The organism is Streptomyces sp. NPDC026246, assembly GCF_055567995.1.
The window spans coordinates 525099-540338 of sequence record NZ_JBVHPJ010000001.1 but is presented as its reverse complement, the minus strand read 5'-3'; the positions used below and the strand labels follow the sequence as shown (position 1 = coordinate 540338).

Below are 15240 nucleotides of genomic sequence, written 5' to 3'. Positions count from 1 at the left end.
GCATGATGGTCGGCCGACGCACGTCGGGTTCCGGCCGATCCAGGGAACTCCCTCGGTGCGGTCCACACGTCCCATCCGATACGGAGTCGTCCTCGTGCCCAGCAAGAAGGCCCTCGTCCGCCGTCCCGGCCCGCGTCTCGCCGAAGGGCTGGTGACGCACATCGAGCGGGAACCCGTCGACGCCGACCTCGCGGTGCAGCAGTGGGAGGCGTACGTGGCGGCCCTGCGCACGCACGGCTGGGAGACCGTCGAGGTCGAGCCGGCCGACGACTGCCCGGACGCGGTGTTCGTCGAGGACACGGTGGTCATGTACCGCAACGTCGCCCTGATCACCCGCCCGGGCGCGGAGTCGCGGCGGGACGAGACCGCCGGTGTCGAGGAGGCCGTGGCCGGTCTGGGCTGCTCGGTGAACTGGGTCTGGGACCCGGGCACGCTGGAGGGCGGCGACGTCCTGAAGATCGGCGACACGGTGTACGTCGGCCGGGGCGGCCGCACCAACGCCGCCGGGGTCCAGCAGCTGCGCGCCGCGTTCGAGCCGCTCGGCGCGCGGGTCGTGTCCGTGCCGGTGAGCAAGGTGCTGCACCTGAAGACCGCGGTCACGGCGCTGCCCGACGGCACGGTGATCGGGCACATCCCCAAGATGGACGCGCCCTCCCTGTTCGGCCGCTTCCTGCCCGTGCCGGAGGAGGCCGGGGCCCACGTGGTGCTGCTCGGCGGGGACAAGCTGCTGATGGCGGCCAGCGCGCCGAAGACCGCGGAGCTGTTCGCCGACCTCGGGTACGAACCGGTCGTCGTGGACATCAGCGAGTTCGAGAAGCTGGAAGGCTGTGTGACCTGCCTCTCGGTGCGGCTGCGGGAGCTGTACGTCTGATCCGGTGACGCGCCGTCCGCCGGGCCGCCGACCTGCGCATCCGGAAGCCGGGCACACACCTGGGCGACACCGCTGATCAGCGACCTTTACGAGGGTCTTAACCTACGGCTTCGTAACCTACGGCGACGTAGCCTACGATGCCGTAGGTTTCCGCTCACCGCTCGTCCGCACGTTCGCACGTCCCCCTGGAGAGTCCATGACGATCACCGCTCCCCATCTCGGCAGCCCCGCCGGCGCCTGGTCCGACGCTCAGCTGCTGTACGCCTTGGAGGAAGTGGTCGAGACAGAACTCAACCGGCATCTGAAGATCGCCAAGGACTGGATGCCGCACGAGTACGTCCCCTGGAGCGACGGACGCAACTTCCCCGGTCTCTTCGAGGACGGCCAGGCCTGGGAGAAGGAGCAGTCGAAGGTCACCGAGATCGGCCGTATCGCGCTGGTCGTCAACCTGCTGACCGAGGACAACCTGCCCAGCTATCACCACGAGATCGCCAGCCTGTTCGGCCGGGACGGCGCCTGGGGCACCTGGGTGCACCGCTGGACCGCCGAGGAGGGCCGGCACGGCATCGTGATGCGCGACTACCTGCTCACCTCGCGCGCCGTGGACCCGGACAAGCTGGAGCAGTTCCGCATGTCCCACATGAGCGAGGGCTTCGAGTCGGACAACCGCCACTCGATGCTGCACTCGATCGCCTACGTCGCCTTCCAGGAGCTGGCCACCCGCATCTCGCACCGCAACACCGGACACCAGTCCGGCGACCCGGTCTGCGACCGCATGCTGGCCCGGATCGCGACCGACGAGAACCTGCACATGGTCTTCTACCGCAATCTGCTCAAGGCGGCCTTCGAGCTGGCGCCCGATCTGACGATGCAGGCCGTACGGGACGTGGTGGTCGACTTCCGCATGCCCGGACACGGCATCCCCGGCTTCGAGCGGGCCGCCGCGCAGATGGCGATCGGCGAGGTCTACAACCTGCGCATCCACCACGACGACGTGCTGCAGCCCGTGCTGCGCTTCCTGAAGATCATGGAGATCGACGGACTGGGCCCGGAGGGCCGCAAGGCGCAGGAGGAGCTCGGTCTGTACATGCGCGGCCTCGACTCCGAGGCGGCCAAGTTCGACGAGAAGCTGGCCGCGCGCAAGGCCCGTATGGCCGCCCGCGCCGGCGCCTGACGACGCACCGCGCACCGTCCCGGCAGGGCCCGGCCGCCACGAGCGGCCGGGCCCCGCCCGCGTGCGGGGCTCACGCAGCACGCCGGGCACGCGCCGCACAGAGGGTGCCGCGCGGTCACCGCGCCACGCGCCGCAGCTCCAGGCGCTCCTTCTCCGACAGGCCGCCCCAGACACCGAAGCGCTCGTCGTGGGCCATCGCGTACTCCAGGCAGGCCGTGCGGATCGGGCACATGCCGCAGATCCGCTTCGCCTCGCGCACCGAGCTTCCCGGTTCGGGGAAGAAGAAGTCCGCCCCCGTCTGCGCGCACAGCGCCTCCTGCTGCCAGGCGAGTTCGGGCGTGGTCATCGTGTCGATGTGCATGGCCCGAGCCTCGCGGCAGGCGAAAAACGTTCGATCAACGCGGGATCAACACCTCGTTCACGGGCCCCGGGCCGCCTCGATGCTGCCCGCGCGGACGCCCGCGTGCACGGCGGCACGCGGAGCGGCGCGTCACCCGGGCGGACGAGGCCGGCGCCCGGCGCGCGGATCGGCGGCGTTCCGGCGGCGCCGGGCCGCGGGCGGTGCCAGACTCGGCAGTGCAGGCGAACGGGCCCCTGTGCGAGGAGGGCGAGGATGCTCACCACCCGTTATGTCACCGGCTCTCCCAACTGGATCGATCTCGGCGTGCCGGACATCGAGGGCGCGGCGGCCTTCTACGGCGATCTGTTCGGCTGGCGGTTCCAGCCGGGCGGGCCGGAGGTCGGCGGGTACGGGCTCTTCCGGCTCGGCGGGCGGACGGCCGCCGGGGGGATGCAGACCACCGCGGAGCAGGGACCGCCCTCCTGGACGGTGTACTTCCAGGCGCCGGACGCGGACGCCACGGCCCGGGCGGCCGAGCAGAAGCGCGGCGGGGTCCTGGTGCAGCCCATGGACGTCCAGGACCTGGGCCGCATGGCGATCCTGACCGATCAGGCCGGGGTGTCCTTCGGGCTGTGGCAGCCGGGCCGCAACGAGGGCCTGGAGGCGGTCCAGGAGCCCGGCTCGCTGTGCTGGGTCGAGCTGTACACCGCCGACGTCCCCGCCACGGCCGCCTTCTACCACGCGGTCCTCGGTCTGGAGACCAGCGGTGTCGACTTCCCGAGCGGCACCTACACCACGTTCAGCCCGGCCGGGGAGGGCGAGGAGGCCATGTTCGGCGGCGTGGTCCCGCTGTCCGAGGACCCGACGGAGGAGCAGGCGTACTGGCTGCCGTACTTCGAGGTGACGGACCCGGACGCGGTCGTCGCGCGGACCGGGGAACGGGGCGGCACGGTCCGCGTCCCGGCCACCGACGTGCCCGGTGTCGGCCGTCTGGCCAAGCTGGCCGACCCGTACGGCGCCCGTTTCGCTGTGGTCCGCAGCGAGCGGCCGGAGGGCTGACGAACCGGCGCTAGGCCGACCCGCGCCGCACCAGCGTCGTGGGGAGCACCACGCCGGACGGCGGGCCGGCGTCCTCGCGGGGGGCGTCCCGGTCCAGGTCGCGCAGCAGCAGGCGGGCCATCAGCCGGCCCATCTCCTCGATGTCCTGGCGGACCGTGGTGAGGGGCGGATCGGTCTGCTCCGCGATGGGCTGCATGTCGTCGAAGCCGATGACGGCCACGTCGTCGGGGACGCGGCGGCCGGACTCGCGCAGGACGCGCAGCGCGCCGGAGGCGGTGAGGTCGTTCGCGGCGAACACCGCGTCCACGTCGGGGCAGCGGGCGAGGAGTTCGCGCATGGCGCGCTCACCACCGGCGTAGGTGAAGTCGGCCTCGGCGATCAGCCGCGGGTCGGCGTCCCCCATGACGTCGCGGTAGCCGTCGAGGCGGTCGGCCGCCGAGGTCTGGTCGAGGGCCCCGGTGATGTGCGCGATACGGCTGCGGCCGAGGCCCGCCAGGTGGCGGACGGCGTCGCGGGCGCCGCCCCGGTTGTCGCTGTCGACGTAGACCACGTCCCGCCGGTCGCCGCCCCAGCCGGGCCGTCCGCCGAAGACGGTGGGCACGCCCGCCCGCTGGATCAGCTCCGGCAGCGGGTCGTCGAGGTGGAGCGAGAAGACGAGTGCGCCGTCGACGTGTCCACCGGCGAGGTACCGGCCGACCCGGGCGTGGTCGTCGCGGCCCTCGGTGAGCAGCAGCACGAGCTGGTTGTCGTGGGCGGTGAGTTCCTTGCTGATGCCGCGCAGCTGCAGCGCGAAGAACGGGTCGGCGAAGACCCGTGTCTCCGGTTCGGCGACGACCACCGCCACCGCGTCGTGCCGCCGGGTCACCAGGGAGCGGGCGGCCTGGTTGGGCACGTAGCCGAGTTCCTCCACGGCCTTGCGGACCCGTTCGACGAGGACGTCCCGCACCCCGTCCCCGCCGTTGACCACGCGTGAGACGGTGGCCCGCGAGACCCCGGCCCGGGCGGCCACGGCCTCCAGAGTGGGACGCGGCGCTGTGTCGGTCACTTCGGGGCTCCCTCTCTGCGGCTGCGGATCAGGATAGCCCCGGGCGCGATGCGCGGTGAGAGCGCTCTCCCCAGCCCGGACGCCCCTGCCCCGCCCGCACGCCCCCGCCGCCCGCCCGCGCGCCCACACGCCGAAGGCACCCGTGCGCGCGGTCCGGGTCCGTGTGCGCGACCTCGAGATCACGCCCGTGCCCGGTGCCGACCGGCCGGGGCCGCCACGCCCGCCCGCGGCCTGGCCGGTCATGCCCGCAACCCTCCGCACCTCCGCCCGGGCAACGCCCACCGCCCCGGGAAGCCCGTGCCGCGCTCCCGCGCCCTCAGTGCTCGTGCTCGCCTCCAGCGGCGGCGCCGTGCTCGTGCCCGTCTCCGTCGTCGGGCTCCGGGCCGTGGTCGTGCGGGTCGTAACCGGGGATCGTGCCGTCCGGCTTCTTCACCAGGAACAGGCCCACCATCCCCATGTCGGAGTGGCTCTGCACATGGCAGTGGTACATCCAGGCACCGGCGCCGACCCCCTCCCCCGCGATCACCTGGAAGCCGAAGGAGTCGGCCGGGCCGGTGATCTTGTTGTCGATCACCTGGCTGGGGTCCTCCGGGCCGGTCAGCATGCCGGTGCGGTTGTCCGCCCAGCGGTGACCGTGCATGTGGAACGTGTGGTAGAACTCGCCGTGCGTGATCACCACGAACTCGACGCGATCACCCACCGTGGCCTCGAAGTTCGGTCCGGAGTGCGGCGCCTTGTTGTTGATGCGCATGTCGTTGAAGACGACGGTGTGCGTCCGGTCGGGCAGGACGTCGCCCTTGCGGCGGACGATGACCGGGCCGTACAGGCCCTTCTGCAGCCCTTGCGTACCGTGCTCCGTGCCCACGACGTGGTCGTGGTAGTGCCAGTAGCCCGCGCTGCCCGAGCGCCAGGTGCCGTCCTTGCGGCGGCCGGGGGCGTGGGTGCGCCAGGTGTAGGTGCGCGTGCCGCCCGGCTCGACGTGACTGCGGTTCAGCTTGGTGCCGTCGCTGGTGATCTCGTAGTCGAGGCCGTGGACGTGCAGGCTCACCGCGACGTCCATGGTGTTCTCGAACTCGATGTGGAGCGTGTCGCCCTCGTTGAGCTCGATCAGCGGCCCCGGGATGCTCGCCTTGCCCTTCTCCAGGCCGTAGCCCATCTGACCGTCCGCCAGCTTCTCGGCGTACAGCTTGATGCGCCTCACCTCACCCCCGGCGGGGGCCGTCTTCGCCGGCTTGTCGGCACTGAGGGCCTCCGGCGCCACGGACAACGATGTCGCGACGGCCGCGCCGCCCAGCAGGACCCGCCGGTTGAAGCTGCGTCTGTCCATGCGGAACTCCCCACACTGGTAAGGCATTTACGGAGGCGTACCTGAGATGAACCGGTGAGACGGTACCGGCCGCGCCGTCGTTTATCCACACTCAAGACAAAGTTGGTTCCATCCTGGTCATAGGTATTGGCGGGGCGGGCAAAGGGGTCTAGCTTCCTTGGCGGTGTTGCTGTGACCGAGGAGGTGCCCATGCACTTGCGAGGGGCGAGCAAGAGAAGACGCGTCTGGGCGGCCTCGGTGGCCGCCGCCGCCGTGACCGCCGGACTTCTGTCCGGACCCGCGGCGAACGCGCGCCCGTTCCCCGAACCACCGTTGACAACGATGTCGATCAAGTCGCCTCCGGGCGGCGCGAACGTACGAGTGCTGATCTTCCACGGTTCCGCCGCGGCCGGGGAGGAGTCCCCGGTGGTGAACGCCGGGATCGAGGCCATCGAGGACATCGGGCTGTCGGGACCGGCGGACCGCCGCTTCGCGGTGCAAGCCACCGACGACGCCTCGGTGTTCACCAACGGCAAGAAGCTGGGCCGCTTCAACGCGGTCGTCTTCCTGACCGGCGGGGGCGACGTCCTTGACGCGGAGCAGGAGGCGGGCCTGGAGGCCTACATGGAGGCCGGCGGCGGGTTCGTCGGCATCCACGACGCGGCACGCGCGGAGCCGTACTCGGACTGGTTCACCGGTCTGGTCGGGGCACGGCCGGCCGCGTCGAGCCCGGCGTCGGTGCAGCGGGCGACCGTGGAGGTCGGCGACCGCCGCCACCCGGCCACCCAGGAGCTCCCGGTGCAGTGGAAGCGTCCCGACAAGTGGCTCAACTGGGCCAAGAACCCCTCGGGTGAGGTCCACACGGTGGCCCGGGTACGGGAGTCGACGTACCAGCCGGGCACCGGCGCCAACGGCTGGGACCACCCGGTCAGCTGGTGCCGGGACTACGACGGCGGGCGCTCCTTCTACACCGGCATGGGCGGCACGGTGTCGTCCTACGACGAGGCGGACTTCCGCGCCCATCTGCGCGGTGCGCTGATGTGGACCACCCGGCTGGAGCAGGCCGACTGCAAGGCGACCATCAACGCCAACTACGCGGCCGAGCGCCTCACCAAGCCCAACCAGCCCGGGCAGAACGACCAGATCGGTGAGCCGCACGGACTGGTCACCGCCCCCGACGGCCGGGTCTTCTACATCGGCCGGGGCGGAGCGGACTCCTCGCAGCCGGTGGTCACCGACTGGAACGACCCCGCCATCGGCAAGGGCAAGGGCGAGATCCACGTCTGGGACCCGAAGACCGGGCGGGTCACGCTGGCCGGCGCGCTCGACGTCTTCGGCAACAAGGGCGGCGGCGACGAACTGGTCAAGGTCGAGGAGGGGCTGCTCGGCATCGAACTGGATCCGAGGTTCGAGCAGAACGGCTGGGTGTACCTGCACTACACGCCGCACTCGCGCATCGACCGTGACAGGCGGATGGCCGAGCGCCGCGTCTCCCGGTTCACGCTCGACCAGGCCACGAACAAACTGGACCTGTCCAGCGAGAAGGTGCTGCTGAAGTGGCCGGTGCAGATCCACAGTTGCTGCCATGCGGGCGGCGGGATGGCCTGGGACTCCAAGGGCAACCTGTACATCGCCACCGGTGACAACAACTCCAGTGGCTTCAGCGGCGGTTACTCGGGCAACAACCCGGAGCCCAACTACAAGGGCGTGTCCTTCGCGGACGCGCGCCGCACCGCGGGCAACACCAACAACCTCAACGGCAAGATCCTGCGCATCCACCCGGAGCCGGACGGCACCTACACGCTGCCCGAGGGCAACCTCTTCACGGGCGAGGAGACCGACGAGGGCGGCGGCAAGACCCGCGGCGAGATCTACGTGATGGGCGTGCGCAATCCGGCGCGCATCTCCGTCGACAAGTCGACGGACGTGCTGTACGCGGGCTGGGTCGGCCCGGACGCGAGCGCGCCCTCGACGACCTGGGGCCCGGCCAAGTACGACACGTTCGCCGTCATCACCAAGGCGAGCAACCGCGGCTGGCCGTACTGCATGGGCAACAAGCAGCCCTACCGGGACCGCAATCTGCCGGACCCGTCCAAGCCGCTGGGCTGGTACGACTGCGATCACCCGAAGAACGAGTCGCCGAACAACGACGGCCTGGTCAACCTGCCGCCGGTGACGGGCAACAACATCTGGTACTCGCCCTCGGGGGGCGCCCCGGACTTCCCGCGGGACGCGAACGGCGTGCCCTCGTACAAGGCGGCGGAGGCCACCTACAAGCTGCCCTGGCTCAAGGGCGGCGGGCAGGCGGCCATGAACGGGCCGGTCTACCGGTACGGCAAGGTCGCGGCGGACAGTGCCGTGAAGTGGCCCGCGTACTGGGACGGCAAGTGGTTCGTCGGCGACTTCTACGACGCCGACCAGCCGCGCAACGCGGTGGTCATGGACCCGAAGACGCAGGGTGACGGCGGTCTGCCGGTGCACTCGGAGTCGCTGAAGAAGATCGTGCCGATCGGCAACGACGGCATCAAGAACCTGATGGACTGGAAGTTCGGTCCGGACGGCGCGCTCTACGTCCTCGACTACGGGCGCGGCTTCTTCACCTCGGACTCCAAGTCGGCCCTGTGGCGGGTCACCTACAAGGGCGGCGGACCGACCCCGGCCGCCGGTCGGCTGGCGAGGGGGACCGAATGATGCACGCACGGAGAGTCTGGGCCGCGCTGCTGGCAGCCCTGCTGATGATGCTCGGCGTGCAGGCGCTGCCCGCCGCCGGGCAGCCCGCGAAGGAGGCCGCCGAGCAGGTCCTGACCTGGACCGCCGGCGACGCCATCGACAAGTACGCCTCGGCGCCCACGACCGCGGTCGCCGGGGCCGCGACGATCGTCTTCGAGAACAGCGCGGCGACCGGGAACACCACGGGCATGCCGCACACGCTGACGTTCGTGACCAGCGACCCCGAGTTCAACAGCGACGTACAACTCAACATCCTGGCCAACCCCAACGACGCCGAGGGCGGCAAGCACACCGCCCAGGTCACGCTCACGCCCGGCCGGTACTTCTACCACTGCACGATCCCCGGCCACGGCCAGATGCAGGGCATCCTGACGGTGACCGAGGGCACCGGCGAGGACACCACCGCGCCCGAGGCGTCGGCGCACGTGAGCGGCACGCAGAACGCGCAGGGCGAGTACGTCGGTTCGGCGAGCGTGGCCCTGCACGCCACCGACGAGGGCGGCTCCGGCCTGGACCGGATCGAGTACGCGATCGGCGAGACGGGTGCCTGGCAGCCGTACACCGCGCCGGTCGTCGTCGACCAGGTCGGCAGCCACACGGTCCGCTACCGCGCGTTCGACAAGGCGGGGAACGTCTCCGCCGAGAAGAGCGCCGGGTTCACGGTGGTGGCGCCGCAGTCGGACGACACCACCGCGCCGGAGACCTCGGCGACCGTCAGTGGTGAGCGCGACGCGAACGGTGCCTACATCGACATGGCGACGGTCACCGTCTCGGCGTCCGACACCGGCTCCGGGGTGAACACCATCGAGTACGCGGTGGGTTCGGGGGCCTGGCAGGCGTACACCGCGCCCGTCATGGTGCACCAGGTCGGCACGCACACCGTCCGCTACCGCGCCACCGACAAGGCGGGCAACGTGGCGGCGGAGAAGAGCGTGCGGTTCACCGTGGTCGCGGCGCCGCCGCAGGACACCACCGCGCCGGTGACGGGTGTGAGCGTGGAGGGCACGAAGAACTCCGCGGGCGCGTACGTCAACAGCGCCCGGGTGACCGTCACGGCGACCGACGAGCACGGCTCGGGCGTCGAGCGGATCGAGTACTCGCTCGACGGCGGTCCCTACCTCGCGTACTCGGCGCCGGTGGTGGTGGACCGGGCCGGCGCGCACACCGTGGCGTACCGCGCCACGGACAAGGCCGGCAACACCGCGGCGGCCCGCACGGTGTCCTTCACCGTCGTCTCCGGGCAGGTCCCGGCGCCCGACTGCCCCGAGTACGACGAGCGGCTGACGGTGATCGTCGGCACGGTCGACTCGGGGGTGCGCAACCGGGTCACCGACAACCGGTGCCGGATCGGTGAACTGATCGAGGACGAGAAGGAGTGGACGTCCCAGGCGCTGTTCCTCAAGCACGTGGACTCCGTCCTGGACGCGCTGTTGAAGGAAGGCGTCATCGACCAGCGGGAGTCCAGGGCGATCCGCAAGGCCGCCCGCCAGTCGGGCATCGGCAAGCCGGGGCAGACCGAGGGCTACCGGGCGCTGTTCGACGGCACGGCGGAGTCCCTCGCCAAGTGGCAGCAGGTGGGCGGCGGTTCGTTCGCGCTGAAGCCGGACGGAGCGATCACCTCCAGCACCACGACGCCCGGGATGGGCATGCTGTGGTTCCCGCAGCGCAAGTACGGCGACTTCTCGCTGAAGCTCCAGTGGCGTGACGACGCACCCGGCACCGGCAACGCCAACGCCGGGGTGTTCGTGCGCTTCCCGTGGGTCCACGACCACCCGGAGGAGTCCCGGCCCGAGTGGGTCGCCATCAAGTACGGGCACGAGGTGCAGGTGTTCGACCGGCCCGACGGCGACATGTACAAGACGGGCTCGCTCTACGGGTTCGACCGCGTGGGCCTGGCCGGCGCGGGCGTGACGCAGAAGGGCACCTGGAACGACTACGAGATCCGGGTGGAGGGCCAGCACTACTCGGTCTTCCGCAACGGCGTGCTGATCAACGAGTTCGACAACACCGGCGGCCAGGAGTTCACTCCACCGCGCTCGGACGACCCGGGCACGGACGGGCGGCGCTTCGCCTCCGGTTACATCGGGCTCCAGGTGCACGGCACGACGGACGTGGTCTCGTACCGCGACATCCGGATCAAGGAGCTGTAGGCCCTCCAGAGGTCTTCCTGGCCCTGCTCGGCTGTACCCGTCTGGGCTCCCCCGGCATCTTCGGATACTCGGGCGGGTACGGCAGGTCGCCCAGTCCGTGGTCGTGCTCGTCGCGGCGGGCGAGGTCGAGCAGGGCCTCCAGCGAGTAGCGGTGGTCGTCCATGTCCGCGTGCACGTCGCCGAGTTCGGCGAAGCGCGCGGGCATGGTCGCGAGGTCGAAGTCCTGCGGGTGCGCCACCCCGACCTCCTCCCAGCGCAGGGGCGCCGAGACGGGGGCGTGCGGGCGGGGGCGCACGGAGTAGGCGGAGGCGATCGTGCGGTCGCGGGCCGTCTGGTTGTAGTCGATGAAGATCCGCTTCCCCCGCTCCTCCTTCCACCACTTGATGGTGACCTGCTCCGGCATGCGGCGTTCCATCTCCCGGCCGACGGCGATGGCCGCGCGGCGGACCTGGGTGAAGGTCCAGCGTGGTTCGATGGGCACGAAGACGTGCAGGCCACGGCCGCCGGAGGTCTTCGGGAAGCCGCGCAGGCCGCCGAACTCCTCCAGCACCGCCCGCAGTTCGTGGGCGGCCCGGGCGGCGTCGTCGTAATCGGTGCCCGGCTGCGGGTCGAGGTCGATGCGGAGCTCGTCCGGGTGGTCGACGTCGTCGCGGCGGACCGGCCAGGGGTGGAAGGTGAGGGTGCCGAACTGGGCGGCCCAGACCACGGCTCCCGGCTCGGTGGGGCACATCTCGTCGGCGCTGCGGCCGCTGGGGAAGGTGATGTGCGCGGTCGGGATCCAGTCGGGCATGTTCTTCGGCGCCCGCTTCTGGAAGAAGTTCTCCCCGCTCACGCCCTCGGGGTAGCGCTCCAGGGTGGTCGGCCGGTCGCGCAGGGCGCGCAGGATGCCGGGGCCGACGGCGATGTAGTAGCGGGCGAGGTCGAGCTTGGTGAAGCCGCGCTCGGGGAAGAAGATCTTGTCCGGGCTGGACAGCCGTACGGTCCGGCCGTCGACCTCCAGTTCCACCGCGTCACCCATGCGAGCCACGGTAGGCGTACCCCGCATACCTCGCACATCGGGCGTCACCCGGCATGCGGGCGCAGAATCGACGCATGGATCTGCCGGTGATGCCCCCCGTCCTGCCGATGCTCGCCAAGTCGGTCGCGTCGATTCCCGCGGGCATGCAGTACGAGGCGAAGTGGGACGGTTTCCGGGCGATCGTGTTCCGCGACGGGGACGAGGTCGAGCTCGGCAGCCGTACCGGCAAGACGCTGACCAGGTACTTCCCCGAGCTCGTGACGGCGGTGCGGGAGCGGCTGCCGCGGCGGTGCGTGGTGGACGGGGAGATCGTCATCGCGCGGGAGGGGCATCTGGACTTCGACGCGCTGACCGAGCGGATCCATCCGGCGGACTCGCGGGTGCGCACGCTCGCGGAGCGGACGCCGGCGTCCCTCGTGGTGTTCGACGTGCTGGCCCTCGGGGACGAGTCGCTGCTCCAGGCTCCGCTGACGGAGCGGCGGGAGCGCCTGGAAGGGGAGCTGTCGGGCGTGGCGCCCCCCGTGCACCTGGCCCCGGCGACCACCGACATCGAGGTGGCGCGGCAGTGGTTCGAGCAGTACGAGGGGGCGGGCCTCGACGGTGTGATCGCCAAGCCCCTGACCGTGCGCTACCGGCCGGACGAACGCGCCATGTTCAAGATCAAGCACGAGCGGACGGCGGACGTGGTGGTCGCCGGGTACCGCCTGCACAAAAGCGGCCCGGTGGTGGGCTCTCTGCTGCTCGGCCTGTACGACGACCGGGGGACGCTCCAGCACGTGGGCGTGTCCGCGGCGTTCACGATGAAGCGGCGGGCGGAGCTGGTCGAGGAGCTGGAGCCGCTGCGCCTGGACGACGTCTCGGGGCATCCGTGGGCGGCCTGGTCCGAGGAGTCCGCGCACGAGACGGCCCGGCTGCCGGGGGCGCCGAGCCGCTGGTCGGGCCGCAAGGACCTGACGTGGGTGCCGCTGGCGCCCGAGCGGGTGGCCGAGGTGGCGTACGACCACATGGAGAACGGGCAGCGCTTCCGGCACACCGCCCGCTTCCGCCGCTGGCGCCCGGACCGGACCCCCGAGAGCTGCACGTACGCGCAGCTGGAGGAGCCGGTCCGCTACGACCTCGCGGAGATCCTGGGCACGTGAGGGTGCCGGGCGGCCCGGGCGCTCAGGGCTGCATCAGCACCTTGACCGCGCCGTCCTGCTTGCGCTGGAACATCTCGTAGGCGCGCGGCGCGTCCGACAGCGGCACGCGGTGCGTGGCGAAGTCGTCGACGCCGAGCGGGTCCTCGTCGGTGAGGTACGGGATGATGTCGTCGGCCCAGCGGCGGACGTTGGCCTGGCCCATCCGCAGCTGGATCTGCTTGTCGAACATGGTCAGCAGCGGCAGCGGGTCCGCCATGCCGCCGTAGACGCCGGACAGCGAGATGGTGCCGCCGCGGCGCACCAGCTCGATGGCGGTGTGGAGGGCGGCGAGCCGGTCGACGCTGAAGCGCTCGGCCATCGGGCCGCTCAGCTTGCGCGGCATCACGGCGGCCGCGTTCTGCACCAGCTTGGCGACGGCGCTGCCGTGGGCCTCGGTGCCGACCGCGTCGATGACGGCGTCGGGGCCGCGGCCGTCGGTCTGGTCGCGGATAGCGGCGACCAGTTCCTCCTCGCTGTCGAAGGACCTGAGGTCGAACGTCTCCACGCCCCGGGCGCGCGCCCGGCTCAGCCGCTCGGGCACCAGGTCGACACCGAAGACCCGGTCGGCGCCCTGCACCCGGGCGACGCGGCAGGCCATGTCGCCGATCGGCCCGAGGCCGAGCACGGCGACGCTGCCGCCCTTGGGGACGGCCGCGTAGGCGACCGCCTGCCAGGCGGTGGGCAGTACGTCGGACAGGTAGACGAACCGGTCGTCGGCCGGACCCTCGGGCACCTTGATGGGGCCGAACTGCGCCTGCGGAACGCGCAGGTACTCGGCCTGGGCGCCCGGCACCGCGCCGTACAGGCGGGTGTAGCCGAACAGGGGAGCGCCCATGCCCTCGCCCTTGACCTGGGTGGTCTCGCACTGGGTGGGCAGTCCGGTCAGGCACATCCAGCAGGTGCCGCAGGCGATCTGGAACGGGACCACCACGCGGTCACCGACCTGGAGGTCCGGGACGCCCGCGCCCACCTCCTCGACGATGCCCATCGGCTCGTGGCCGAGGATGTCCCCCGGGGTCATGAACGGTGTCAGCACCTCGTAGAGGTGCAGATCGGATCCGCACAGTCCCGAGGAGGTGATCCGGATGATCGCGTCCGTGGGTTCCTCGATCTTGGGGTCGGGCACCTCGTCCACCCGCACGTCCCGCTTGCCCTGCCAGGTCACTGCCTTCATCGCCTCGGGTCCCTCCGTCGGTCGGTCGGCGCGGCCCGGGTACCCCTGCCGCCCGGGCCGAATCTTGGGCCGATCGGCGGATACCGGCCCGACACCGACTTGCCAGATTCGTTCCACGGTGGGCGGCGATGTTCAGATAAGCGCACAATCTAGACACATCGATGACATGAGGCGCGATGACGACGGTGGGCAGAGGACGGGGCGTGCGCGGTCGGCGCACCGCGACGACGGCGGCGCTCCTGGCCGCCCTGGCGACGGCCGCCCTGGCGGGCTGCACGGGCGGGAACGGCCCGGGCGATGACGGCCGGGGAACGGACCGCGGGAACCATCGGACGGCCTCCCCCGGAGCCACCGGCCCGTCCGTACTGGCCGTGAAGATCGACAACGCCCCCGCGGCCCGCCCGCACACGGGTGTCGACGCGGCGGACGTCGTGTACGCCGAGCAGGTCGAGGGCGGCCTCAGCAGGCTGATGGCGGTCTACGCCACCCGGCTGCCGAAGGTGGTCGGGCCGGTGCGCAGCGCACGCGAGTCGGACCTGGAGCTGCTGCGGCAGTTCGACCGCCCGACGCTCGCCTTCTCCGGCGCCCAGACCAAGCTGCTGCCGCTGATCGACGGCGCTCCGCTGCGGGCCGAGACCCCGTCCGACGCCGCCGCGGCCTACTTCCGCGCAGACGACCGGCCCGCCCCGCACAACCTCTACCTGCGGCCCGGGCGGCTGGTGCCCGAGGCCCCGGGCCGGGCGGCGCTGACCACCGGCTTCCACTACGGCCCCGCGCCCTCCGGTGGCACGGCGACGGACACGCGGACGGTGCGCTACCCGGCGGCCCGCTTCACCTTCACCTGGTCGGAGTCGCGCGAGCGCTGGCTGGTCGGCATGGACGGCGGCCCGGCGGCCACCGCCGACGGCAGGCCGCCGGCCCCGGCGACGGTCGTCGTGCAGTACGTGAAGGTGCGCGAGTCCGCCTTCCGGGACTTCCTCGGCAACAACACGCCGTACACCGAGACGGTGGGCGCGGGCAAGGCGGAGGTGCTGCGCGACGGCCGGTCCTGGGACGCGCGCTGGCGACGCCCGGACGCGGCCGACGGCACGGCGTTCACCACCCCGGACGGCACCCCGGTGAACTTCGCCGAGGGCCAGGTGTGGGTGGTGTACGCCGAGGCGTCCTGACGTGCCCGTGCGTATCCGGGCGACGG

At 71.6% G+C, this 15240-nt stretch carries 12 protein-coding genes; 7 read left to right on the top strand and 5 right to left on the bottom strand.

Annotated elements, in window-relative coordinates; all coding sequences use genetic code 11:
• The first annotated feature begins 94 nt into the window (after window positions 1–94).
• Together ddaH and ACZ4M5_RS02315 are read left to right on the top strand one after the other, a co-directional pair.
• Window positions 95–871 carry a dimethylargininase gene (gene ddaH, locus ACZ4M5_RS02320; RefSeq protein ID WP_467732179.1) on the top strand — a complete coding sequence of 259 codons (777 nt, stop codon included), beginning with the start codon at window positions 95–97 and terminating at the stop codon, window positions 869–871.
• 196 nt (window positions 872–1067) lie between these two features.
• Window positions 1068–2045 (top strand): acyl-ACP desaturase, encoded by a 978-nt coding sequence (locus ACZ4M5_RS02315; RefSeq protein ID WP_467732177.1) that lies wholly within the window; start codon window positions 1068–1070, stop codon window positions 2043–2045.
• Window positions 2046–2160: 115 nt separating this feature from the next.
• Here the strand turns inward: ACZ4M5_RS02315 and ACZ4M5_RS02310 are convergent, their stop codons facing one another.
• Window positions 2161–2406 carry a WhiB family transcriptional regulator gene (locus ACZ4M5_RS02310; RefSeq protein ID WP_467732175.1) on the bottom strand — a complete coding sequence of 82 codons (246 nt, stop codon included), beginning with the start codon at window positions 2404–2406 and terminating at the stop codon, window positions 2161–2163.
• Between the two features lie 252 nt (window positions 2407–2658).
• Here ACZ4M5_RS02310 and ACZ4M5_RS02305 point away from each other — a divergent pair, with 252 nt between their 5' ends.
• A complete protein-coding gene (locus ACZ4M5_RS02305; RefSeq protein WP_467732173.1) occupies window positions 2659–3444 on the top strand; it encodes a VOC family protein in 786 nt (261 codons plus the stop codon).
• 10 nt (window positions 3445–3454) lie between these two features.
• Here ACZ4M5_RS02305 and ACZ4M5_RS02300 read toward each other — a convergent pair whose 3' ends face one another.
• Window positions 3455–4489: a LacI family DNA-binding transcriptional regulator gene (locus tag ACZ4M5_RS02300; RefSeq protein WP_467732171.1), complete on the bottom strand. Its 1035-nt coding sequence runs from the start codon at window positions 4487–4489 to the stop codon at window positions 3455–3457.
• A 316-nt stretch (window positions 4490–4805) separates the two neighbouring features.
• The gene (locus tag ACZ4M5_RS02295; protein WP_369194888.1) at window positions 4806–5816 is read right to left on the bottom strand and encodes a multicopper oxidase domain-containing protein; all 1011 of its coding nucleotides are present in this window, start codon (window positions 5814–5816) and stop codon (window positions 4806–4808) included.
• A gap of 189 nt (window positions 5817–6005) precedes the next feature.
• On the opposite strand from ACZ4M5_RS02295, the gene ACZ4M5_RS02290 reads away from it, so the two are divergent.
• Entirely contained in the window at window positions 6006–8486 is a 2481-nt protein-coding gene (locus ACZ4M5_RS02290; RefSeq protein ID WP_467732169.1) for a ThuA domain-containing protein, read from the top strand.
• Window positions 8483–10675, top strand: coding sequence for an OmpL47-type beta-barrel domain-containing protein (locus ACZ4M5_RS02285; protein ID WP_467732167.1), 2193 nt, complete (start codon window positions 8483–8485; stop codon window positions 10673–10675). Before ACZ4M5_RS02290 ends, ACZ4M5_RS02285 begins: the two co-directional genes overlap by 4 nt.
• Here the strand turns inward: ACZ4M5_RS02285 and ligD are convergent.
• Entirely contained in the window at window positions 10662–11693 is a 1032-nt protein-coding gene (gene ligD / locus ACZ4M5_RS02280; RefSeq protein ID WP_467732165.1) for a non-homologous end-joining DNA ligase, read from the bottom strand. The genes ACZ4M5_RS02285 and ligD overlap by 14 nt on opposite strands.
• A 74-nt stretch (window positions 11694–11767) precedes the next feature.
• Between ligD and ACZ4M5_RS02275 the strand changes: the two genes are divergently transcribed.
• Window positions 11768–12832 carry an ATP-dependent DNA ligase gene (locus tag ACZ4M5_RS02275; RefSeq protein WP_467732163.1) on the top strand — a complete coding sequence of 355 codons (1065 nt, stop codon included), beginning with the start codon at window positions 11768–11770 and terminating at the stop codon, window positions 12830–12832.
• Window positions 12833–12854: 22 nt separating this feature from the next.
• Here ACZ4M5_RS02275 and ACZ4M5_RS02270 read toward each other — a convergent pair whose 3' ends face one another.
• Window positions 12855–14045, bottom strand: a complete 1191-nt coding sequence (locus ACZ4M5_RS02270; RefSeq protein WP_467732161.1) for a zinc-dependent alcohol dehydrogenase — start codon at window positions 14043–14045, stop codon at window positions 12855–12857.
• Between the two features lie 176 nt (window positions 14046–14221).
• On the opposite strand from ACZ4M5_RS02270, the gene ACZ4M5_RS02265 reads away from it, so the two are divergent.
• A complete protein-coding gene (locus ACZ4M5_RS02265; protein ID WP_467732159.1) occupies window positions 14222–15214 on the top strand; it encodes a DUF3048 domain-containing protein in 993 nt (330 codons plus the stop codon).
• Window positions 15215–15240: the final 26 nt, after the last annotated feature.